Consider the following 21536-nt stretch of genomic DNA (forward strand, 5'->3'; position numbering starts at 1 on the left):
GAGGGCTTGGCCGAAAGGGTGGCGATGGTGCGGCCAGCAGCCTGCTGCGCACGATCGACCCGGGATTGGAAGGAGGTCGCCTCACGATCCTCAACGTGCCGCGATGACACTGCGTTTGCCTTCGTTGGCCAACGATCGAAGCCGAGATGCTCGATGCCGTCGCTGAAGATTGCACGTCGCCGCCCTGCGCCGCGCGACGATTTCGCCCGGACTTTTCACCGGTAAGCCGAGTGGCCGTTGATCGAAGCGGCTGACGCAGGCCGGCGTCAACTACCTTCTATGACCCGGCAGCAACGCTGTGGAAGTGAAACCCTGACGAACGAAAAATCTTATTCAAGCGCAGTAGGCAATTGCAAAACGGTCTGCCAAAGAGGAAGCCGCTTGTCGTTCGAGCGTCGCGCCGGGCCTGAGGAGCGTAGAGGCCATGAGCGTCATGTCCACCAAGTCGCACCCCTGACCATGCAGACGCTCGCGCTCTATCAAGTCAATGAACTCCCCAGGGGTCGCCTGATTGGCTCTTCGCATTTGTCCCAAGTCGCCGATCGTCGGCACCCTCGGCTCGGGGGGCGTTCCGCAAGCAATCTCACCAATCACCATCGGATGGACGAGCACTCGGTCGGCTTCGATCCAGCGCCCATAGCTGGGACCAAAGGGACCCCGTGTCTCATCCAGCCTCGCATCTCGAATAAATTGATGATAAATATTCTTATCATCAACTAAATGGACGCTTCGTGGACTGGTGATGTCCGGCCCGGTTGAAGCGTCGCATGAAGAGGCACGCGCAAGTGCTCGCCAGCATGCTGTTTGGAAAGGACGTGGAATTCGGCACGCAGGAACCGTCCGTGGTCCGCCATGAGTCAGTGCCGGCCAGGCAACGCAACGGGAAAAGTGCCAGGCCCGATTTGGGAGCGCATTGAGCAGGGCAGTGGGGAACCTGAGACCAAGTGGAGAAAGAAGCGCTATGTACGCGGTAGGCATTCAAAGGCCGGGATTCTGGGGCGGTGCGGGCGGCGAGGGCGTCCACCCGCGCTTTGCGCTTCAAAATGGCGCTCCCACGCGACCTCCTTCTGAAACTGACATCTTTTGAAACGACCGTCTGCGATCTACTCGGGTAGCGATCAACCGCTGATGGACCTTCCGACCTCCGATAGTGTTCTGGAACTCGACGACCAGCAGCTCGCCGGCTTGGCCGCGAACTGGCGCGCGCGGGCGGGCTATGGGGACCGCGCCGCGTTCGGCGCCGCGCAGGTGCTGGAGGTCGAGCGGCGGCGCCGGCTGCGGGCCACACAACCGCTGGCCACGCAACTTCAGGGACTGCTCGCGCCGCCGCGCCCGAAGGCAGCGTGGTGGAAATTCTGGTCGAAGGCACCCGAGCGCCAGTTCGACAACCCCGACAACGTCGCGTCGCAATGAAAAAGAACGAAGCGCCTCGCAAACTCCACAGCGGGCACTTTGCGTTCATGCGCGCACTCGTCCAGGGCCTGGACGAAAAGTCGAGCTGGAACCGGTATTTGCATCTGGAAGGCGAGTACACGGACCTGCGCACGGTGCGGCGCACGATCGCCTGGATCCGTGACCAGTTCGCCGCGGCCGCGCGGCGCGAGAACAAGCCCGGCACCGCGCGGCTGATCCTCATGGACGCCGAGCGCTTTGCGGCGGCGCCGGCGCTGCCGACCCTGGCCGAGTTCGCCGCGGCCAACGGGCTGGAGGACTTTTCGGAAGAGGAGCAGCTCGAGGCCTATCAGGACGCGTATCCCCAGAAAGAAAAGGGTGGAGGGCAGGGCGGCGGACAGGGCGGCGGAAAGTACGGCGGGAGTAGGGGGGCGGGGCGGCCCTCTCGCCGTGCGCGCCTCGTCGAGCACCAGCTCGAAGCGCTGCGCTGGCTGCAGGGGCTCGTGGCCCAGGATCCGAAGCCCGGGGACAGCGTCGCGGCATGGCTCAACCCTTCCATGGCCACGCGGCTCGAGCGTGCCGGCCTCACCACCCTGGCGGCCCTGGTCGGGCGTATCAACGGCGTCGGCGCACGCTGGTGGGCCATGGTGCCAGGGGTGGGGGAGGGCAAGGCGGCCCGCATCGTCGAGTGGCTGCAGGCGAACGAAGCCCTCCTGGGCCTGCGTGTCGGTGTCCATGTCGCGCAGCCGCGCATGCAGCTCGCCAGCGCCACCCTCGAGGCCGTGGTGCCGGCGGCGACGGCGATCCGGCCCTACGAGAAGTTCGTGCTGCCGGGCGGACTCGACGGAAGAGCGGGGCGGTTTCGCGCGCCGCCGGAGAAGTGTTTGTTGACGGCGGGCAATGACCACGAGGCGATCGGGGCGTGGCTGGCCTCGAAGCAGCCCGCCAGCGGCAAGGCGGCGTTGTCGGCGACGCAGCGCGCCTACCGCAAGGAAGCGGAGCGGCTGTTGTTGTGGGCGGTGCTGGAGCGGAAAAAGGCGCTGTCATCGCTGGCGCTCGAGGATGCAGCTGCGTATCGGGACTTTTTGGCCGATCCACCCGTGGCCTGGTGCGGGCCGCGCCACCACCAGCGCTGGTCACCGCTGTGGCGCCCGCTCGAAGGTCCGTTGAACCCGATGACCCTCCGGCAGTCGCTGATCGTCGTGCGCACCCTGTTTGCCTTTTTGGTGCGCCAGGGTTATCTGGTGGGCAATCCGTTTGCGGCAGTGGCCATCCCGGTTCACCATCCCCCGCGGCCGTTGGGTTCGAGCCGGGCCTTGACCTTCGCGCAGTGGGACCATATCGATGCGTTGCTCGAGAGACATGGCGAGACGGAAGCCGACAGGCGCCTGCGCCGGGGCATGCGCTGGCTCTATGCGACGGGGCTGCGCCTGGCCGAGATCACGAGCGTGCGGTGCGAAGACCTGACGCAGGTCGATTACCGGGCTGCCGATGGGAGCACTGCTTCGCACTGGCTGCTGGCCGTGATCGGCAAGGGCAACCGCAGCCGCGAGGTGCCGGTGCCGGCCGAGTTCGTCGAGGAACTCGGTGATGAGTTGGCCCGGCATGGATTCGAGCGCCAGGTCAGTGCGGTGAGCAACCGCGGCATCCATGTGATGAGTCGCTTCGATGACGAACGTAAACGGCCGGCGGCGTGGTCGGCCTCGGGGCTGTACCAGGCGATCAAGGCATTTCTTGCACAGGCCGCCGAGGGGCTCGATGGCGCCGATGCGCTGCAGCTGAAAAAGGCCAGCACCCACTGGTTGCGCCATTCGCACGGGTCGCACGCGCTGCAGGGCAGGGAAGGGCAGGCGCCCGTGCCGCTGCAGATCGTGCAGAACAACCTGGGCCATGTGTCCGTCGGGACGACCTCCCTCTATTTGACGACGGAGCGCGATGAGAGACTCAAGGCGATGCGGGGGTTCTGGAAATCGAGATGATCAGACGCGCGTCGCCTCGTTCGTCATTGCGGTTCGCGCCGCCAGCCTTGGATCCGGCCAAAGGCATCGCTTCGTATCAGTCGTGGTCGTCCGGATGCGGCGAGTTCTGGGCCTCCTCGGAACTGACAGTGCCTTCTTCGACGTGCACATCCGCGACGCGAGCCTGTGCCTCGTTCCTGGCCTGCTCGAGCAGCGCCTCCTCTTCCTCTTTGGTGGGGACGGGAGCAGAAGGTGCTGGGGGTGTCGTAGGATCGTTCATGACTTGCTCCTTGGATGGAAGCAGCTTAGGCCGCCCATGCAGACCGGCCATGTAGGAACGCGCCGCGCAGTCTGCTCCGGCAAGTCGGTAGCCGGACTGCGTGGCGTCGCTCGGCTCCCGATGCTTGGCGCCATTGCTCTTTGAGAATGGCTGAATGACCCGCCAATACCTCGACGTCCCCTACAAATCGAAGGATGCCGCCAAGGCATTGGGCGCGCGTTTCGACGGCGCGGCCAAGCGCTGGTACGTGGAAGCCGGCGTCGACTTGGTGGCCTTCACGGCGTGGCTGCCAGCCGGCATGGCGCCCGCTGTAAGCGCCGCATCGCAGGTTGCGCTCGCCGCTGCGTCGTCCGAACTGAGCACCACCCGCAAGGGCATCCCGCTGTCACGGCTCCTGAACGGGGTCGCGGCAGCCGTGGCCCAGGCGTTCGCGGGCGGTGTCTGGACCCTGGTCGAGGTCAGCGAGGCATACGCCCGCAATGGCCACGTCTATCTGGATCTGTCCGAGCGCGACAGCAACGGCCAGTTGGTGGCCAAGGCCAGGGGAACCATCTGGTCCAGTACCGCGGCGCGCATCCTTCCCGATTTCGAGAAAGCCACAGGCGCGGTGATCGGCGCCGGCATCAAGTTGTTGGTGCGCGCCAGGCCGGTATTCAAGAGTCAGTACGGCTTCAGCCTCGAGATCGATGCGATTGATCCGGAGTACACCCTGGGCGATCTCGAGGCGAGGAAAAAGGAGATCCGGGCACGCTTGCAGCACGAGGGTGTGTTCGACCGCAATCGCCAGCTTGCGCCGCCGTGGGACTATCAACTCGTCCTGGTCGTGGCACCGCAGGAGGCGGCGGGTCTTGGCGACTTTCAAAAGGAGGCGCGGCGTCTGGAGCACTTCGGCATCTGCCGCTTCATCTATTCCCACAGCCGATTTCAAGGCGAAGGCGCTGCCCGCGAAATTGTCGCGGCCGCCACGGCCGCGCTCAACGACCTATCACTCGGCGAGGGCGACTCGGGCGATGGAGGAGGACACCGGGACGCACCCACACAGCCGGACGCCATTGTCATCATCCGCGGCGGCGGTGCCGTCAATGACCTGGCCTGGCTGAACGACTACGAGTTGGCCCGCTTCATCTGCGACCAGACCATCCCAGTGCTGACCGGCATCGGCCACGAGCGGGACAGCACGCTTGCCGATGAAGTGGCCCATGTCCGCTTTGATACGCCCAGCAAGGTGATCGCAGGCATTGAGCAGCAGATCCTGCGCAGGAGCCGGGAAGCCCGGCAGGCGTGGGAGGCGATTCTTGGCGCTGGCGCGCAGGCAGCCCGAACCGCGCGCCTGGCCGTTGAGCGCAGGGAAGCACAGATGCGTGCGGATGCCCGGACTCACCTGGCCCGTGCGAAAGAGGACAGCACGGGCGCGCTGAACCAGGTTTCGGTCGCTGCCGTTCGTCAAGTGCACCACGCCTCCCGCACAAGCCTGGCGATGCTGACTGCTGTGAGAGCCGATGCCATGCAGGAGATCGCCACGGCGCGGCAGAAGGTGCCAGCCATGATGACCTCGATCCGCGTCGACGCGCTGTCTAGCGTCGGCGAGGGCAGGGCGGCAAGCAACGTGGCCTACAACGCCGTCATCGACCGTTCGGTCGCTGCCACCCGATCCGCTCGCCAGTCCTTGGATATTCGCCTGCAGCACGTGGCCGAACGTGCTGCAGGCACCGTTCAGCAAGCGCGCGGCAATGCGCAGGCGCTGATGCGTGAAGTCACCGGCCAAGGCCCCGAAAAGACGCTGACGCGCGGTTTTGCCATCGTGCGCAACGGCGAGGGCAAGCCAGTGACCTCCAGCGGGGAAGCCAGCGCTTCGCCAATGCTCAACATCCAGTTCAGGGACGGTTCGACCGTTGTTCGCACCGACCCCATTCCGGGAAAGACACCATGACCGACAACGTGACAAAGAAGAGTTTCAGGGACGCCTATGGCGTGCTGCAGCAGCACGCCGAGACACTGCGAGACCAGTCCGAACCGAACATCGATGATCTGTTGACGATCGTCACGGAATCGGTGGAGGCGTACAAGGTGTGCAAGGAGCGCATCGACGCGGTCGAAGCAGCGCTCAAGGCCGCGCTGGACGGCGCAGGGGTGGCAGTGTCTACTACAGCAGCCGGATCGTCTTCGGAAAGAACAACCGAGCCGCCGGCGTCGAGTGCGCCGTCCGCGACGCGCGCCACACGTTCGGCATTGCCATCTGCTGCACCGGACCCAGATGACGACGACATCCCGTTCTAGCGGGGCGAAGGCATGCCGTGTCGCAGGGGCCCGATGCTCGCGCATCGGCTCTCACATGAAAGCGAAACGAAGGCCTCTTGATCGCTTCGGCCTCGCAAAATAACCGCGGTAGTTGACGATGTCCTCTTCATCCCAGTCGCTCTGGTCTCCGTTGCGCCTGCCGCACTTCCGTGGACTCTGGGCCGGCAGCGCGATCTATTTCACGGGCAACGCCATGCAGGTGATGGCCGCTTCGTGGTTGATGGTGGAACTGACGGGTTCCTCCTTTCTGGCGGCCCTGGTGCAGACGGCTGTGTTCTTTCCGATGTTCCTGCTGGCCCTGCCGGCGGGTGTGCTGGCCGACACCATGGACCGGAGGCGACTGATTCTTGTCGCGCTGCGCGTCCAGGTCGGCGTCCTCGTGATCCTGTCGCTGCTGGCAGTGCTGGGGTGGGCGGGAGCGGCAACGCTCTTGGTGTTCACGTTTGCCGCAGGCTGTTGCACCGCGCTGTTGTCGCCGGCCTGGAGCACGAGCCTGGCGGACACGGTGCCGCGCGAGGAAATGCCGCAGGCCTGTTGGTCCAGAAAGACCCAGAAGTTGCTCATTCCGAGGGTCGACAAATCCTTCACGATACCGACCAGCACGCACTCGGATTTCTCCTGAACCAGCGCGGGGGCCGTATGGCGGTGGTCCAGGATGTAGAAGGCTTTCCGGGGTCCTTCAATGGCAGGAAACAGTTGCTGACTCATGGCTACGCGCCGTTCCTTGGCGGCCAGCTTGGCCCATGATTTGCGCTTCCTGGCAACCTCCCTGAAGCCGACCGTCATTTGGGTCGGATGAAGAAACTTCAGTTCAACCTCCTTCAGTTTCGCGCCAATGCGGTACATAGCAAGCTCCCCAAGGAATCGAAAGGGCATGATCATGCAAGACCCACAGCAGCAAAGTAGGAGATGACCGTGATTGCGTTGGTCGACCAGCTATTCGGGCAGTCGATCGGCGACACGATCGACGGAAGCCCCGGGGGCAACGCAACGCGGCACATCAATCATTCCTGCACGCCGAATTGCGAGGCTGTCGAGGAGATCGATGGCAGAGGGCGTTTGACGCTGAGGATCTTTTCGCTGAGGCCGCTGCTCGCAGGCGAGGAAATATTCCTGGACTATGGCCTCATCGTCGACGCGGCCGTCAGCGCTTCCGATTTTCAGTGCTTTTGTCGCACGTCCTCGTGCCGCGGAAGCATGGTGGCGCCAGCCGCGCGTCCGGGTGACGCCCTTGTGTCTGCGGAGCCGGCACGCGCGCATGGCGAACGCAGCGCCTGACCGGCAAGCCCATTCGGCAGCAGCAGACGAGGAACGCGAGCGCGCCGCGGGCGTGCCTCCCTCCAACCGTCTATGACGCAGCGCCGAATCTCAGTGAAGTTGGGATGAATGTCGTTTCGCAACCGTGTCGAAGAGCGGAGCGCAGCGTTGCGCCCGGCGCACGGCGTCCCGCGCAACCAGCTAGGCCTGCGTCTGGCGGTCTGACATGCCGGCAGACAGACTGCGCCGACTCGTAGCATTGCGGGCGACAGGACCACTTCCCTCAGAGGGAGTGACAGGATGGGCATTCACGATCAAGCTCCTTTCTTTGGTGGGTGAAGCTGCTTTCAGCAGGATCGAAATGTAGTTTCGGTGCGCGTAATTTTCAAGGGTTGTCGAAGAGACATCAAAGGGCGCTGCGGTCGGCTGCAGCATCACCTGGAAGGCTGCGCCTGAGAGAGGGGCGGTGCGCCACGCCTGGAGTCGGACGGAAGGGTTGTGGCTGCACGACCAGGGTGCAGGTAGCAAAGGTATCGCGCGCGAATTGGCGCGGGGCTCGTCCTAAGATCGGGTTTGGTTCAACACCCCGCGCAGGAAAAGGCCGAGCACAACCTGTAGGCGCTCCATGCCAGAGGCGAGGCGCGGCGTCTCCTCGCGCAGCCACCGCCGCACCTCGATCAGATACAGGCTGAACACGAGCGAGGCCACCTCGCCCGGGGGAGCATCCCGCGCGACTTCGCCACTCAGCTGCGCGGCGCGCACCATCTCTTCGATGTGACCCAGCGTCACGGGTGTGCGTGCATAGAAGCGGTTTGCCTCATCGCCCAAGGCAGGGCCGGGCGCCAAAAACTCGGCCGTCTCGCGCAGCGCCGGCCGAGCCAGGCGTGGCTCGCTGGCCCAGTAGCGATAGCGCAGCTTGAAGTAAGCCAGCAGCCGCTCGAGCAACGGTCCGGGCTTGCCCGTGAGCGGCTGCGCCCTGGCGTTGAGTGCATCGAGCTCGTCGTTGACCACCTGCAGCAGGAGGTCACGTTTGTCCCGGGCGTAGACAAACACGGTCCCTGTCGACACTTCGGCCCGCTGCGCAATCTCGCGCGTGGTGGCAGCGTCGTAACCGTGCTCGATGAACACGGCGCGCGCGGCTTCCATGATGCGGCGCCGCTTGTCAACCTTGCTGCGCGCGCGCAGGCCCACCGGGGGCAGCGGATCGGATTTGGGCTTGGGCATGAGTGGCCGGACTCCTTGGCAAGTGGGCTGAGGGCTGAGATGCGTGCATGACGATATGCGCAAGCGATGTCGGCTGACACAGCCTGCGGGAAACAAGCCGAACCTTAACCCATTGACGCGAATATTGAGCGTGGTTAATATTGAGCACGCTCAAAACAAATCACAACCTGCGGCACCGGGCGTCAATGCCGCAAGGAGACAAGAAATGAACCCCACTGCCACTGCCAGAAGCGGCGAGTTGCGCCGTGCCATCGACGAGGGCGCGATGACGCCATTCCAATGGGCGGCCGTCACGGTCTGCATCATGCTGATCATGCTCGACGGCTTTGACGTGCTGGTGATGGCGTTCACTGCCGCACCCATCTCAGCGGAATGGAAGCTCAGCGGCGCCGAACTCGGCGTGCTCTTCAGTGCCGGGCTGTTCGGCATGGCCGCCGGCTCACTCTTTCTGGCACCCTGGGCGGACCGCTTTGGCCGGCAGCCGATCATCTTGGTGTGCCTGGTAGTGATCGCCCTCGGGATGTTCGCGTCCGGATTTGCCCAGAGCAGCTGGCAACTCGGGGCCCTGCGCGCGCTCACCGGGGTGGGCATTGGCGGCATGCTCGCCAGCGTTGGTGTCATCACTGCCGAATATTCTTCCAACCACTGGCGCAGTACGGCGGTCGCGCTGCAGGCGACGGGCTATCCGATCGGCGCCACCATCGGCGGCAGCATTGCCGCGCTGTTGCTGGCCAAGTACGGCTGGCGCTCGGTATTCATCTTTGGCGGGATCGCCACCGCGGCGATGATCCCGGTGGTCCTGTGGCGGCTGCCCGAGTCGTTCGACTTCCTCCTTGCCAAGCGGCCCCGGGGCGCCCTGCAAAAACTCAATGCCTTGCTCGGCAAGATGAACCGCCCGACGCTGGCGCAACTTCCCCCCGAGCAGGCCGACGTGGCCGACTCAGGCCGCAACAGTTTCTCGGCACTGTTTGCACCGGGCATGCTGGCGCAGACGCTGATGATCTGGGGAGCGTTCTTCCTGCTCATGTTCAGCTTCTATTTCGCGCTCAGCTGGACGCCGAAGTTGCTGGTGCAGGCCGGGCTGTCAGCACAGCAGGGCATCACGGGCGGCGTGCTCCTCAATGTCGGCGGTATCGTGGGGGGCAGCGTGTTCGGCCTGCTGGCCGCACGCATGAACCTCGGCTCGCTCACCGCCTCCAGCATGGTGCTGACCGCGCTGGCCATGGCGGCGTTCGGCTACTTCACCTCGAGCCTGGCAGTCGCCTTCGCGATTGCCTTCGGCATCGGCGCATTCATCTTCGGCTCCATGGCGGGCCTGTACGCCTTTGCGCCGGTGGTCTACCCGGCCGCGATGCGCAGCACCGGGATGGGCTGGGCCATTGGAATCGGCCGCGTCGGCGCGATCCTGGCGCCGTTGACGGCCGGCGTGCTACTCGACAAGGGCTGGAGCCCACCGCACCTGTACTACGCCTTCGCGCTGCCGCTGCTCGCCGCGATGCTCACGGTGCTCGCGTTGCGCGCGCACACCCGCGGCGCAGCCGACGCCGGCGGGCAACGCCTGGCCGCGGCCCACTGATCCCCGCATGCGCGTGCGCCCAAGACGCCCGCGCCTTCCACACCGATGAATGAAGGAGTTCCCATGTTCCCGAAAAACGCCTGGTATGTCGCCTGCATGCCCGATGAGATTGATGACAAGCCGCTCGGGCGGAAGATCTGCAACGAGTCGATCGTGTTCTACCGGGGCCCCGACAACGTGGCGGCGGCCTTGGAAGACTTTTGCCCGCACCGCGGTGCCCCGCTGTCGCTCGGGCGCGTCGTCGAAGGAAAACTGGTGTGCGGCTACCACGGGCTGGAAATGGGGTGCGACGGCAAGACCGGGGCGATGCCCGGCCAGCGCGTGCGCGGTTTCCCGGCGATCCGCACCTACCCGGTGATCGAGCGCCACGGTTTCATCTGGGTCTGGCCCGGCGATCCGGCACGCGCCGACGAAAGCGCACTGCACCCGCTCGAATGGGCGGACAGCCCGGACTGGGCCTACGGCGGCGGGCTGTACCACATCCACTGCGACTACCGCCTGATGATCGACAACTTGATGGACCTGACGCACGAGACCTACGTGCATTCCTCCAGCATCGGTCAGCCCGAGATCGACGAGACGCCGACCAAGACCGTGACGGAGGGCGACGTGGTCACTACCGCGCGCTACATGGAGAACATCATGGCGCCGCCGTTCTGGCGCATGGCGCTGCGGGGCAACCACCTGGCCGACGACGTCCCGGTCGACCGCTGGCAGATCTGCCGCTTCACGCCGCCGAGCCATGTGCTGATCGAAGTGGGTGTGGCGCACGCCGGCCACGGCGGCTACAACGCCGATCCAAAGGTCAAGGCCTCGAGCATCGTGGTCGACTTCATCACGCCGGAGACCGAGACCTCGATCTGGTACTTCTGGGGGATGGCACGCAACTTCAATCCACACGACAAGGCGCTCACGGCCAGCATCCGGGAAGGCCAGGGCAAGATCTTCTCGGAGGATCTGGAGATGCTGGAACGCCAGCAGCAGAACCTTCTTGCGCATCCCGAGCGGCAATTGCTGAAGCTCAACATCGACTCGGGCGGCGTCCAGTCCCGCCGCGTGCTCGAGCGCATCCTCGCAGCCGAGCAGGCGGACACCGCAGCGGTGTCGAACACGGCTGCGACGGCGACTGTGTCGGCCTGACGCGATCTTCATTGCACGGAGAACCCCAGTGAATGCTTCAGACCTGCAGGTGCGCGTGGCGCGCAAGACGACCGAGGCGGTTGACATCGCCAGTTTCGAGCTGGTGCGCGACGACGGCCGCCCGCTACCCGCGTTTTCCGCGGGATCGCACGTCGATGTGCACCTCCCGGGCGGCCTGACACGCCAGTACTCGCTTTGCAACGACCCGGGCGAGTCGCACCGCTACATGATTGGCGTGTTGCGCGACACCGGTTCCCGCGGCGGCTCGCGCGCCATGCATGATGAGGTGGCCGAGGGCGACCTACTGCACATCAGTGCTCCGAAGAACCACTTTCCGCTGGCCCATGGTTCGGCCCACAGCATCCTCCTGGCTGGTGGCATCGGCGTCACGCCGATCCTGTGCATGGCCGAGCGACTGGCCGTCACCGGCGCGCCGTTCGACATGCACTACTGCGTACGCTCGCCCGACCGCGCGGCGTTCCGCGAGCGCATCGAGCGCTCGGGCTTTGCCACGCAGGTGGCGTTCCATTTCGATGACGGTGAAGCCGCGCAGAAACTGCAACTCGACGCGGTCCTGGCGGAGCGCCGCGCCGGCGTGCATCTGTACGTCTGCGGCCCGAAGGGCTTCATGGACTGGGTACTGGGCACGGCCCGCGCGGCCGGCTGGCCCGAAGAACAACTGCACTACGAGTTCTTTGGTGCCGAGATCGCCAAGTCCGAAAGCGACGAGAGCTTCCAGGTCAAGTTGGCGAGCTCCGGGCGGATCATCGCGGTGCCGAAGGACAAGACGGTGGTCGAAGCACTGGCCGCCGCCGGTATCGAGGTCGCCACGTCCTGCGAGCAAGGCGTATGTGGCACCTGCCTGACGCGCGTGCTGGAAGGAGAGCCCGACCATAAGGACATGTACCTGACGCCGGAAGAACAGGGTGCCAACGACCAGTTCACGCCCTGCTGCTCGCGCTCGAAGTCGCCCATGCTGGTACTGGACCTCTGAGGCGCGCGGCGATGCGCTCTAACGTGAAGGATGCCGCCCAACGCGGCCGTGGCATCGGATGTCATGTGCGATGCGAAGGACGGTGTCCTCCGCCTATCTGTGCTGAACGACTTCGATAGCAATAGGCAGGCGCTACTCGACAGGGTTCAGTACGCAGTAGTTCCCTACGTCTGCTTCGGCGACCGGGTCAGCTTCGACGTTGAATCGCCGGAGAGACACTGGCAGGTCTGTGATCCGGCCGACACGGGCGACTTCGGCATGCGGCTGTCACCAAGTTCGAAGCGGCTCCTATACCGTCATAACGCAAGTCGCGGCGGACGCTCTCGGCTTTCCGGTCGGGCGCCGCACAAAGCGCCGCGCGGGCAGCGGCGTCATGGCCTCATCTGTATTAGATGCCGAGGCTTCAAGTGATGAAAGCCGGCCCATTCCGGCCGTTCCAATGACCAAGCCGGCCGGCTGGGAGGCAGTGTTGCCGAGACCATTGGCAGCCGCTCGCCAGCGCACATCTTGAAACCGGAATGCATCACTTTGTGTCCAATGTCGACTTACCGCCAGCGGCCGCGCGCGACGGCAGGCCGTCATTCGAGTTGGGGTCCTTGACGCGCGGATCCTTGGAGATAGCATTGTTCATCGCATCGATGGGCGTGGTGGTGCGTGCACCGGCGTCGGACGTCGATCCGCCGGCCTTGCTATCGCTGGCGCTCGGCTTAGAGTCCTTGTAGCCATTGACCGATCCGGCCGCTGATGAATTGGTGTTGGGCGGCGGACCGCCGTTTGGGCTACCGCCAGCAGCGCCGCCCCCGGTTTGGGCGAATGCGCAACCGAAGCCAAACGCAAGGCACGCGGACAGCGCGACTGATTTCAGTTTTGTCATGTGAGTCTCCTTCAGTGTGACGTGGAAAGCAGCGAGTTCGCGCTCACAACGCTTTCGACGGTGTGCGCGCCTTTCGCGCGTGTCTGTCGGCGGCACCCTACGCAAATTGCCCTCGACGCCTCCTTGTGGATGGGCGTGACATCCAAGTTGCTCGGTGATAAATCGCCTTCAGCATCGATCGCCTTAATGGCGCGGCCGGCGAGTGTTAAGTCGTGGTCTTCTTGTTGGAATTCCAAGTCGGCCCGCAGAAGGATCGACTGCGCAACGTGCTGCGCAAATGCCGCAATCGCCCACGTCGTGCACACCGCTGTAGAGTGGTCTTTTCAAACCCAAGTCATTGCACAAGCTCTCCCTTTGAGAATCCTGATCAATACGCTGTTGGTGGTCGCGTGGACCGCTACCGCTGGCCGCGACCCAGTCAGCACCCGCAATCGCTGCGGGGTCTGCTGCCCGCATCGAAGTTGTCTTTTCGCCGGAAGCAGGCTCTGCAGCGCTCGTCATCAAAGTGCTCGATTCGGCGCACCAATCCATCCGGCTGCCCGCCTATTCATTCACGTTCGTCGATGACAAGGGCAACAGGGGAAAGTCGAGCATCGCGGCGATGAACCTCATCGCAGGGGCTGGCATTCCGATCCGCGCGATCTCTTCCTATGCGATCCATCACGACAAGTACATCGTTGTCGACGGCAGGCACACGGAAACGGGCTCTTTCAACTACAGCCAAGCTGCTGCGAAATCCAATTCGGAGAAAGTCCTCGTGGTGTGGGACAACGCGAGCCTGGCGAAGCGCTACCTTGCGCACTGGGAGAGTCGCTGGGCGCAAAGCTTTGCCGTCGAGAGCAGCTATTGATCGACGGCATGATATTGGGGGCGCTGCCTAGACTAGGCTGCTATGGGGAATGAATCCGGACCGAGCTGTCAAAGGTCCGCGGATGGGCGGCGTGCGTGTTGCCGGCTTGAGACCGATCCGGAGCGGGAGCGTCGCCGACATGTGCATTGCTGGTGCCGAGTGCGCGCGGCGATGGGATGTTCTCTGCCAATGTCGCCAGCGCGCAAGGTGACGCTGTCGCTGCGCACGAGCGTTGGTACCGACCGTTTGAAATCGCGTTCATGGCAGCGTGCTCGGTGGACCTCGCGGCAAGATTCCCGCCAGGAAGGATTCGATGCGCACCATCTGGACACGCCCGTTGGCGACAGCGGTCGAGCTTGATCTTGCGGTAGCGATTGGCCAGCGATAGTCACGAATGGCGCTGGAAGCCCGTCGGCAGCACATGCAGCAGGAATCGGCAGACGAACTCCTGCGCACCCAGGCGCAGGACCTTGCGTCGCCACTCGTGGCGATAGTCTTTCCACGCGAAGGCCACCTGGACGTCGACGAAGCCAGCGGCGACAGCACCCGTACCGGCACACTGTTCGTCACCGTGATCGTCCATACCTTCAACTACAAGCGCGACTACCACGTTGGCGTCGAAGAGGTCGCCCGGACCGGAGCCGCCCGCACCCGCATGGGAAGACACCCGGACGGCAGGCGATCCAGTGCTGGCCGTCCGGGGCCACCCCGCCGCCGGGCACGGCCTGCGTGCATCTGCATGGCAAGGGACGCAAGCAGCGGTCTGTGCCGCTCTGGCGATCAACGGTCAAGGTGATCCGCGCCTGGCTGAAGTCCAACCCGGACCTGACTCCCACGTCGGCGCTGCTGCCCAACCGTGGAGGACAGGCGATGACGGGATCCAACGTGACGCAGCGCCTGGCATTGGCCGTCAAGGCCGCCGCGCTCACGATGCCGAGCCTGGGCGGGAGAACTATCTCACCGCACTGCCTGAGGCACTCGACGGCCATGCACCTTCTGCAGTCGGGCGTGGACATCAGCGTGATCGCCCTGTGGCTCGGACACGAGAGTCCGGCGACAACGCATCAGTACGTAGAGGCCGATCTCGCCATGAAGGAGAAGGCGCTAGCCAGGCTTCAGGATCCCAACCTGGTCCCACGTCGGTTCCGGGCGGACGACGAGCTGTTGAAGTTCCTCAAGACGTTGTGATTACGCGCAGTTCAGAGGCGCGACCGCCGTCTTCGTACGAGGCCGGCAACGTCGCGCTGCTGGACCAACTGTTCATAACTACGCGCTGTGCATAACGCTGCATACCCGCCTTGCTGCAGGCGACACGATCGCGCCAAGCCCCTCCCCTCCTCGTCGACATGCGCAACGGTCGCGCCTTCGAAAACGCGCATGGCCGCGAACCAATAAACGCACTTCCCAAGCCACGGGACCTCCCGCACAGTCGCTGCAACGACAACGGCCGGAGCAAACGTGCAGGTTCCCATTCAATTCGCGACGCAAGCCGCCGACTGGCCGCGCCGCGATCCCGTTCCGGGGCGAGCGGCGCGCCTGCTGAATTGCCTCTACGCCGGCATCGCCGCGATCGCCGCGTCATTGATCGCCGTCGAAATCGTGCTGCTTCTGGCGTCGGTGTTCTGGCGTTATGCGCTGCATCGTCCGTTGGTCTGGTCAGACGAGGTGGCAAGCGTGGTGCTGATCTGGGTCGGCGTGCTTGGCGCAACGCTCGCAGGCCATGGAGGGCAACACATTCGCATGAGCGCGTTGGTCTCCGCGCTGCCTCGGCATGGCGACAAGTTCGCCGCCGTCGCGAGCGTGGCGACACTGGTGACACTGGGTACGCTTATCCCAGTGGCCGTCGAATATTGCTTCGCTGAATGGGGCCAGTCATCGCCCGCACTTGGGATTCCGAACGTGGTACGTCATGCGGCGCTGCCGGTCGGCCTCTCGCTGATGCTGGTCTCCGAACTCGAACTCGTCATACGGCGACGCGCGTGGTCGCACATCGCGGTTGCAGCAGTTGGCGTGGGCATCTTGGTCGCGGGCTTCTACGGTTTCTCCGAACAGATAGAAGCACTGGGTCATTGGTCACTGCTGCTGTTCTTCGTGGTGCTCGGCGCCTTGCTGGTCACCGGCATCCCCATCGCGTTCGCATTTGCTGCGGCGAGCGCCCTGTACGTTCTGTGCGCTGACGGTACGCCCATGAGCATCGTCACCATGCGCTTCGAGGAAGGCATGTCGCACCTGATCCTGCTCGCGATACCGCTGTTCGTCGCGCTTGGCCTCCTGCTCCAGGTGACCGGGCTCGCACAGGCCATGATCGGATTTCTCGCGTCACTGCTTGGGCGCGTGCGCGGGGGGCTCAACTACGTGCTGATCGTGGCGATGTACGTGGTTTCCGGCATCTCGGGTTCCAAGGCCGCGGACATCGCGGCGATCGCGCCGGCACTGTTCCCGGACATGAAGCGCCGCGGCTACGACGAAGGAGACATGGCTGCCCTGCTCTCCGCATCGGCTGCGATGTCCGAGACCATCCCACCGAGCCTCGTGTTGATCACAATCGGTTCGGTGATGGGCATTTCGATCTCGACCTTGTTCAAAGGCGGATTGATGCCGGCGCTGGTGATCGCAGTCGCGCTGTGGTTGTATGTCGCATTGCGTGCGCGCAAGTTGCCCAAGCCTTCGGCCCGGAAGGTTCCCGCGCGCGAGGTCGGCCACCTCTTTGTTGTCGCGCTGCCCGCGTTCGGGCTGCCCTTCGTCATCCGCGGCGCCATCGTCAACGGCGTGGCGACCGCCACCGAGGTGGCGACCCTCGGCATTGTCTACGCACTGCTTGCCGGCTGGCTCATCTACCGGTGCCTGGACCTGAGAAAGCTGTATCCATTGCTGGTCGAGACGGCAACCACTTCCGGCGCGATCCTGCTCATCATGGGCACCGCAACGGCGATGGCCTGGGTCATCAGCCAGTCCGGCGTGTCCAATGAATTGGCCGGGCTGGTGAAGACGCTGCCGGGCGGGCGGGCAATGTTCCTGCTCGTGAGCATCTGCATCTTCATCCTCGTCGGCTCGCTGCTCGAAGGCATTCCGGCCATCGTGCTGTTCGCACCGTTGCTGTATCCAGCCTCGCGCGCCCTCGGCATCGACGACGTGCACTACGCGATGGTTGTGATCCTGGCGATGGGAATCGGCCTTTTCGCACCGCCGATCGGTGTGGGCTTCTACCTCGCGTGCGGCATGGGCAAGGTCGAGACCGCGCTCGCCTCGCGGCACATCTGGCGGTACCTCGCCGTCGTGCTTGCCGGCTTGCTGGTCGTTGCCTTCGTTCCTCAATTGACACTGCTCAAGTACTGAAACGAGACCTACATGTCCCTTCCCGAATTCAACCTTGGCGAGTTGCCGCCGTTGCAGGACCGCCATATCGGCAGCGTCTTCGCCCGCGCGCTGGACAAACACCCCGACAAGCTCGCGGTGCACGACACGCGCGAGGGCCTGACTTACCGTGAGCTGCACGACAGCGCGTTGCTGATTGCAGGCGGCCTGTCACGCCTCAACGTCGGTCGCCAGGAGACCGTGCTGATGATGCTGGACAACCACGTCGACTTCGTGCGGTGCTGGATGGCCACCGCGCTCACGGCGCGCATCGAAGTGCCGATCAATACAGCATATGTGGGTGCCTCGCTGTCTCATGCGATCAACACGTCCGGCGCCAAGGTGATGATCATCGAGGCGCAGTACGTGGAGCGTGTGCTTGCGATCCGCGGCGAGCTGGAGGAACTGCGCACGCTGGTCGTGCGCGGCAACAGCGATACCGTCCATGCACCGCGCCTGAGCGTCATGAATTTCGGTGAACTGCGACGCGGCGTGCCGGATTCGCCGGCCGAGCACAGGGCCTCGGACGCGATCGCGATTCTTTACACCTCCGGGACCTCGGGCCCTTCCAAGGGTTCGATCAACAGCCAGGCGCATGCCTACACCTATGCCCACCCATCCATGTTCGGTGCGGCGAGCGAAGATGACGTGGCGCTGATCGTGCTGCCGCTGTTCCACATGGGCGGCCAATGGGCTGGCGTCTACAACGCGCTGGTGGCGGGTGCCAGCGCGGTGATCGTGCCGCGCTTCAGCGCGAGCGCGTTCTGGGAGACCGCGGCGCATTACAAGGCGACTTACTGCTTCCTGCTTGGCTCGATGGTGCACTTCCTGCTTGGCCAACCGCCGGGGCCGAAGGACCGCCAGCATGGCCTGCGGAAGATGCTGCTGGTTCCAGTGCCGCAGGAACTGCCGCATTTCCAGGAGCGCTTTGGCATCGAACAGGTCGCGGCCGCCTATGGCTCGACCGAGGCCGCGGTCGTGAGCCGTGCACCGGTGGGCTTCGCCGAGGCCGGCAAGGCGGGCTGGGTGCGCAGGGAAGTGCAAGCTGTCGTGGTCGATGCCGAAGGCCTGCCGGTGCCGCAGGGTGAGGTCGGCGAACTCTGGGTCCGGCCGATGGAGCCGTGGACCATGATGAACGGCTACATCGCCATGCCGGAAGCGACCGTGGCGGCCTGGCAGAACTTCTGGTTCCACACTGGCGACGCCGCACGCTTTGCGGAGGATGGGCAGATCGTCTTCGTCGATCGCATCAAGGACGCGATCCGGCGCCGCGGCGAGAACATCTCGAGCTTCGAGGTCGAGCAGGCCATCGGCGAGCACCCGGAAGTCGAGGAATGCGCGGTCGTGGCCGTTCCGAGCGAATACGTCGAGGATGAAGTCAAGGCCTGCGTCGTCATCCGGCCGGGCGCGATGCTCGACCCGTCACAACTCGTGGCCTTCCTCTCGACCCGCCTGCCCCGCTTCTGCCTGCCGCGCTACGTGGAATTCATGCCGGGGCTGCCGAAGACGGCAACCGCGAAGGTGAAGAAGGCAGAGCTGCGCCTCCAGGGCGTCACAGCGAACACCTGGGACGGGCTGCAGGAACAGCGTGACAGGCAATCAACGGAAAAGGCGACCAGCGAATGAAGACAGAACAGCAGATGAACTTCGAGCGCGACGGCGTCGTGCACATCCCCGCCGCGCTCACCGGACACTGGCTGGACGAGGCGCGCAAGTGCTTCGAATGGAGCATCGCGCACCCGGGGCCGCGAAGCTCCAACTACACCAAGGGCGACTCAGGCACCTTCTATGTCGACACCGGCAACCCGGAAGCCTTCGACGGCTACGCGAGTTTTCTCGAACACGCGCCGCTCAAGGACCGAGTACGCGAGGCGATGGGCACGCGCGAGCTGTGGTTCGCCTTCGAGCAGGTGTTCTTCAAGGAGGGCGGCGCCGAGAAAGCCCAGCGCACGGCCTGGCACCAGGACACTTCGTACCTCAGCTTTGACGGGCCGCATCTGGCCGTGCTGTGGATGAGTTTCGATCCGGTGCCGCGAGAGTCGGCGCTGGAATTCGTACGCGGCTCGCACAAGGGACCGCTCTACGAGCAGCGCGGCGTGGGAACGACCGGCCTGCCGCCGGTTCCGCGCATCGAGGACGCACGCGAGCACTTCGACATCCTCGGGTGGGCCATGGCACCGGGCGATGCACTGATGTTCCATCCGTCGATCCTGCACGGCGGTGGCCCGACACGCGCGGGGCAGCGCCGCCGCACGCTGTCGCTGCGATTCTTCGGCGACAAGGCCTTCTACCTGCAGCGCGCGTTCGGCAAGGACACCCCCGAATGCTTCCGCGAACTGCGCCTCGAGAACGGACAGCCGTTTCGCGGCGAGGCCTTTCGCGCGCTTCCCTGAATCGACAACACCATCACAACGGAGACGGACACCATGGACAAGAGAAGCTTCCTGAAGTTCAGCATTGCGGCGGGCACGGCCGGATTCTCGATCGGCTCGATGGCCAAGAGCAACTTCAAGTTCAAGTACGCGCACAACGCCCCGACGGACCATCCGCTGCACATCCATGCCGCCAAGGCCTGCGAGAAGATCGCGCAGCGCACCAACGGCGCGGTGCAGATCGACGTGTTCCCGAACAACCAGCTCGGCGGCGACACGGAGATGCTCGGGCAACTGCGCGCCGGTGCAATCCAGTTTCAGACGCTGTCGACGCTCATCCTTTCGAACGTCGTGCCATCTTCCGCGATCAGTGGCGTTGGCTTTGCCTTCAAGAACCACGACGAAGTATGGGCCGCGATGGACGGCAAGCTCGGAGGCCTGATTCGCGCCGACATCGAGAAGGCCGGGCTGGTGCCGATGGAAAAGATGTACGACAACGGCTTCCGGCAGATCACCAACAACGTCAAGCCGATCGTGAACGCGCGCGACCTCGAAGGCCTGAAGATTCGCGTGCCGGTGAGCCCGATGTGGCTGTCGCTGTTCAAGTCACTCGGCGCGGCTCCGACCTCGATCAACTGGTCGGACACCTACGTGGCGCTGCAGACCAAGGTGGTCGACGGGCAGGAGAACCCGCTCGGATTCATCAACCTGGCCAAGCTCTACGAGGTACAGCAGTTCTGCTCCAAGTCCAATCACATGTGGGACGGCATGTGGTTTCTCGCGAATGGCAAGGCGTGGGCCTCGATGCCAGAGGACCTGCGCAAGGTCTGCGCCGATGCCTTCAACGAGGAAGCCATCGCGCAGCGCAAGACCAACGAGAACCTGAACAACAACACAGAGCAGACCCTGCGCGGCAAGGGCCTGAAGTTCAATGACGTGGACGTGGCCAGCTTCAAGGCGCAACTGCGCACGAGTGGCTTCTACAACGACTGGAAGGGCAAGTTCCCGAAGGAGATCTGGACCGCGTTCGAGAACGCGACCGGCGCCACCTCATGAACTGGCCGATGCGAGTTCCGGCCAGTGCTCGGCCTCGAGCTTGATCCATTCGATGAGCTTGCGCGTCGCCAGGTTGGGCGCGTTTTCCGCAGGCCAGCCTGCGACCCAGGTCGTGCTCAGCGCTTCGACTGGCGCAGCGCTGACCTTGCCTGCGAGCAGCGCAGCAGCCGCCGCCGAATAAGGGACCACCAGCGAGATCATTCCGGATTGCACGAGGTCGAGTCTGAGGTGCAGCGCCTGGATGTCCATGACCACGTTGAGGACCAGGCCGCGCAGGGCGCACTCGCGGTCGAGTCCGAGCGACTTTCGATTCGAGCGCGCCACCACCAACGGCTGCCGCACGACCCACTCGAGGTCGACCGGCCGGTTCATTCGCAGGCCTGCGTCGACGTGGCTCACGGCTACCACCGGCTCGGTGCGCAGGTTGTGCATGACGATGGGCAGGCCGGACGCATCGTCCCCAATGAAGATCGCGCAGTCGAGCGTGCCATCGCTCAGCATCTTGGCCAGGTTGTACGACAGGCCTTCCATCACCTCGAGGTGGACACGCGCGTACGCATTCCGATAACGCGTGATGAGTGACACGCCCATGGCCTCGCGCACCGAGGGTGGCATGCCCATTCGCAACGTGCCGGAGGGCTCGCGATCGAGCTCGTTGACCTCGCGCTTGAGGTGGCCGATCTGGGTCAGCAAGGACCTCGCGCGTTCCCGCAGCAGTTCGCCGGCCTCGGTCAGCACCACGCCACGCGTGTTTCGCTCGAACAGCGCGACGTCGAATTCGCGCTCGAGCAGCTGGATCTGGCGCGTCAGCGCCGACTGGGAGATGTACTGGTACCGCGAGGCGAGCGACAGGCTGCCGGCGTCCGCGGCCGCGACGAAATGTTCGAGTCGTCGTATGTCCATGACGGTTG

General features: G+C 64.5%; 19 protein-coding genes and 2 pseudogenes. 15 read left to right on the forward strand and 6 right to left on the reverse strand.

Going from position 1 to position 21536, the window contains the following annotated elements; all coding sequences use genetic code 11:
* Window positions 1-1128 precede the first annotated feature (1128 nt).
* Together HCU76_RS29600 and HCU76_RS29605 are read left to right on the forward strand one after the other, a co-directional pair.
* Window positions 1129-1413: a hypothetical protein gene (locus HCU76_RS29600; protein WP_213959753.1), complete on the forward strand. Its 285-nt coding sequence runs from the start codon at window positions 1129-1131 to the stop codon at window positions 1411-1413.
* A complete protein-coding gene (locus HCU76_RS29605) occupies window positions 1410-3371 on the forward strand; it encodes a phage integrase family protein (protein ID WP_218511271.1) in 1962 nt (653 codons plus the stop codon). The genes HCU76_RS29600 and HCU76_RS29605 overlap by 4 nt, the downstream gene beginning before the upstream one ends.
* Window positions 3372-3447: 76 nt before the next feature.
* Here the strand turns inward: HCU76_RS29605 and HCU76_RS29610 are convergent, their stop codons facing one another.
* The gene (locus HCU76_RS29610) at window positions 3448-3630 is read right to left on the reverse strand and encodes a hypothetical protein (protein ID WP_213959751.1); all 183 of its coding nucleotides are present in this window, start codon (window positions 3628-3630) and stop codon (window positions 3448-3450) included.
* Between the two features lie 154 nt (window positions 3631-3784).
* On the opposite strand from HCU76_RS29610, the gene xseA reads away from it, so the two are divergent.
* The 3 genes from xseA (at window position 3785) to HCU76_RS29625 (ending at window position 6550) form a co-directional block, all read left to right on the forward strand.
* A complete protein-coding gene (xseA, locus tag HCU76_RS29615; protein WP_213959750.1) occupies window positions 3785-5560 on the forward strand; it encodes an exodeoxyribonuclease VII large subunit in 1776 nt (591 codons plus the stop codon).
* Window positions 5557-5907, forward strand: coding sequence for an exodeoxyribonuclease VII small subunit (gene xseB, locus HCU76_RS29620; protein WP_213959749.1), 351 nt, complete (start codon window positions 5557-5559; stop codon window positions 5905-5907). Before xseA ends, xseB begins: the two co-directional genes overlap by 4 nt.
* Before the next feature lie 118 nt (window positions 5908-6025).
* The gene (locus HCU76_RS29625; RefSeq protein WP_213959748.1) at window positions 6026-6550 is read left to right on the forward strand and encodes an MFS transporter; all 525 of its coding nucleotides are present in this window, start codon (window positions 6026-6028) and stop codon (window positions 6548-6550) included.
* On the opposite strand, the pseudogene HCU76_RS37330 reads toward HCU76_RS29625, so the two are convergent.
* Window positions 6520-6810: pseudogene (locus HCU76_RS37330) on the reverse strand (ParB-like protein); the annotation flags it as partial. The gene HCU76_RS29625 and the pseudogene HCU76_RS37330 sit on opposite strands and share 31 nt — an antisense overlap.
* 27 nt (window positions 6811-6837) lie before the next feature.
* Here HCU76_RS37330 and HCU76_RS29635 point away from each other — a divergent pair.
* Window positions 6838-7206, forward strand: a complete 369-nt coding sequence (locus tag HCU76_RS29635; RefSeq protein ID WP_218511272.1) for an SET domain-containing protein-lysine N-methyltransferase — start codon at window positions 6838-6840, stop codon at window positions 7204-7206.
* Between the two features lie 540 nt (window positions 7207-7746).
* On the opposite strand, the gene HCU76_RS29640 is transcribed toward HCU76_RS29635, so the two are convergent.
* The gene (locus tag HCU76_RS29640) at window positions 7747-8409 is read right to left on the reverse strand and encodes a TetR/AcrR family transcriptional regulator (RefSeq protein ID WP_218511273.1); all 663 of its coding nucleotides are present in this window, start codon (window positions 8407-8409) and stop codon (window positions 7747-7749) included.
* Between the two features lie 205 nt (window positions 8410-8614).
* Between HCU76_RS29640 and HCU76_RS29645 the strand changes: the two genes are divergently transcribed.
* From HCU76_RS29645 to HCU76_RS29655, 3 genes are all read left to right on the forward strand, one after another.
* Window positions 8615-9985 carry an MFS transporter gene (locus HCU76_RS29645; RefSeq protein ID WP_218511284.1) on the forward strand — a complete coding sequence of 457 codons (1371 nt, stop codon included), beginning with the start codon at window positions 8615-8617 and terminating at the stop codon, window positions 9983-9985.
* 63 nt (window positions 9986-10048) lie between these two features.
* Window positions 10049-11125 carry an aromatic ring-hydroxylating dioxygenase subunit alpha gene (locus HCU76_RS29650; RefSeq protein WP_218511274.1) on the forward strand — a complete coding sequence of 359 codons (1077 nt, stop codon included), beginning with the start codon at window positions 10049-10051 and terminating at the stop codon, window positions 11123-11125.
* Window positions 11126-11153: 28 nt separating this feature from the next.
* A complete protein-coding gene (locus tag HCU76_RS29655) occupies window positions 11154-12119 on the forward strand; it encodes a PDR/VanB family oxidoreductase (protein ID WP_213957917.1) in 966 nt (321 codons plus the stop codon).
* Between the two features lie 523 nt (window positions 12120-12642).
* Here HCU76_RS29655 and HCU76_RS29660 read toward each other — a convergent pair.
* Window positions 12643-12993: a hypothetical protein gene (locus HCU76_RS29660; RefSeq protein WP_213957918.1), complete on the reverse strand. Its 351-nt coding sequence runs from the start codon at window positions 12991-12993 to the stop codon at window positions 12643-12645.
* Between the two features lie 505 nt (window positions 12994-13498).
* Here HCU76_RS29660 and HCU76_RS29665 point away from each other — a divergent pair.
* Complete coding sequence (locus HCU76_RS29665) at window positions 13499-13843, forward strand: phospholipase D-like domain-containing protein (protein WP_371319922.1); 345 nt, start codon at window positions 13499-13501, stop codon at window positions 13841-13843.
* 388 nt (window positions 13844-14231) lie between these two features.
* Here the strand turns inward: HCU76_RS29665 and HCU76_RS29670 are convergent, their stop codons facing one another.
* A complete protein-coding gene (locus HCU76_RS29670; RefSeq protein WP_218511275.1) occupies window positions 14232-14510 on the reverse strand; it encodes a transposase in 279 nt (92 codons plus the stop codon).
* A 56-nt stretch (window positions 14511-14566) separates the two neighbouring features.
* On the opposite strand from HCU76_RS29670, the pseudogene HCU76_RS29675 reads away from it, so the two are divergent.
* The 5 genes and pseudogenes from HCU76_RS29675 to HCU76_RS29695 form a co-directional block, all read left to right on the forward strand.
* Window positions 14567-15031, forward strand: a pseudogene (locus HCU76_RS29675) (tyrosine-type recombinase/integrase); the annotation flags it as partial.
* A 270-nt stretch (window positions 15032-15301) separates the two neighbouring features.
* Complete coding sequence (locus HCU76_RS29680; protein ID WP_345944752.1) at window positions 15302-17179, forward strand: TRAP transporter large permease subunit; 1878 nt, start codon at window positions 15302-15304, stop codon at window positions 17177-17179.
* A gap of 12 nt (window positions 17180-17191) precedes the next feature.
* Window positions 17192-18823, forward strand: coding sequence for an AMP-binding protein (locus HCU76_RS29685; protein ID WP_213957920.1), 1632 nt, complete (start codon window positions 17192-17194; stop codon window positions 18821-18823).
* Window positions 18820-19590: a phytanoyl-CoA dioxygenase family protein gene (locus tag HCU76_RS29690; protein ID WP_213957921.1), complete on the forward strand. Its 771-nt coding sequence runs from the start codon at window positions 18820-18822 to the stop codon at window positions 19588-19590. The genes HCU76_RS29685 and HCU76_RS29690 overlap by 4 nt, the downstream gene beginning before the upstream one ends.
* A gap of 33 nt (window positions 19591-19623) precedes the next feature.
* Window positions 19624-20625: a TRAP transporter substrate-binding protein gene (locus HCU76_RS29695; protein WP_213957922.1), complete on the forward strand. Its 1002-nt coding sequence runs from the start codon at window positions 19624-19626 to the stop codon at window positions 20623-20625.
* Here the strand turns inward: HCU76_RS29695 and HCU76_RS29700 are convergent.
* Window positions 20620-21528, reverse strand: coding sequence for a LysR family transcriptional regulator (locus HCU76_RS29700; RefSeq protein WP_218511276.1), 909 nt, complete (start codon window positions 21526-21528; stop codon window positions 20620-20622). The genes HCU76_RS29695 and HCU76_RS29700 overlap by 6 nt on opposite strands.
* Window positions 21529-21536: the final 8 nt, after the last annotated feature.

Origin of the sequence: Variovorax sp. dw_308, from assembly GCF_019207085.1 — a bacterium.
In the GTDB taxonomy this organism is placed as follows: Bacteria; Pseudomonadota; Gammaproteobacteria; order Burkholderiales; family Burkholderiaceae_C; genus Variovorax.

Excerpts from the sequence above, each read along its gene's own strand:
- HCU76_RS29605 (WP_218511271.1), top strand. The coding sequence starts at position 1,410 with ATGAAAAAGAACGAAGCGCCTCGCAAACTCCACAGCGGGCACTTTGCG.
- HCU76_RS29610 (WP_213959751.1), bottom strand. The coding sequence starts at position 3,630 with ATGAACGATCCTACGACACCCCCAGCACCTTCTGCTCCCGTCCCCACC.
- HCU76_RS29650 (WP_218511274.1), top strand. The coding sequence starts at position 10,049 with ATGTTCCCGAAAAACGCCTGGTATGTCGCCTGCATGCCCGATGAGATT.
- HCU76_RS29695 (WP_213957922.1), top strand. The coding sequence starts at position 19,624 with ATGGACAAGAGAAGCTTCCTGAAGTTCAGCATTGCGGCGGGCACGGCC.
- HCU76_RS29625 (WP_213959748.1), top strand. The coding sequence starts at position 6,026 with ATGTCCTCTTCATCCCAGTCGCTCTGGTCTCCGTTGCGCCTGCCGCAC.
- xseB (WP_213959749.1), top strand. The coding sequence starts at position 5,557 with ATGACCGACAACGTGACAAAGAAGAGTTTCAGGGACGCCTATGGCGTG.
- HCU76_RS29690 (WP_213957921.1), top strand. The coding sequence starts at position 18,820 with ATGAAGACAGAACAGCAGATGAACTTCGAGCGCGACGGCGTCGTGCAC.
- HCU76_RS29700 (WP_218511276.1), bottom strand. The coding sequence starts at position 21,528 with ATGGACATACGACGACTCGAACATTTCGTCGCGGCCGCGGACGCCGGC.
- HCU76_RS29685 (WP_213957920.1), top strand. The coding sequence starts at position 17,192 with ATGTCCCTTCCCGAATTCAACCTTGGCGAGTTGCCGCCGTTGCAGGAC.
- HCU76_RS29600 (WP_213959753.1), top strand. The coding sequence starts at position 1,129 with ATGGACCTTCCGACCTCCGATAGTGTTCTGGAACTCGACGACCAGCAG.
- HCU76_RS29640 (WP_218511273.1), bottom strand. The coding sequence starts at position 8,409 with ATGCCCAAGCCCAAATCCGATCCGCTGCCCCCGGTGGGCCTGCGCGCG.
- HCU76_RS29660 (WP_213957918.1), bottom strand. The coding sequence starts at position 12,993 with ATGACAAAACTGAAATCAGTCGCGCTGTCCGCGTGCCTTGCGTTTGGC.
- xseA (WP_213959750.1), top strand. The coding sequence starts at position 3,785 with ATGACCCGCCAATACCTCGACGTCCCCTACAAATCGAAGGATGCCGCC.
- HCU76_RS29635 (WP_218511272.1), top strand. The coding sequence starts at position 6,838 with ATGACCGTGATTGCGTTGGTCGACCAGCTATTCGGGCAGTCGATCGGC.
- HCU76_RS29645 (WP_218511284.1), top strand. The coding sequence starts at position 8,615 with ATGAACCCCACTGCCACTGCCAGAAGCGGCGAGTTGCGCCGTGCCATC.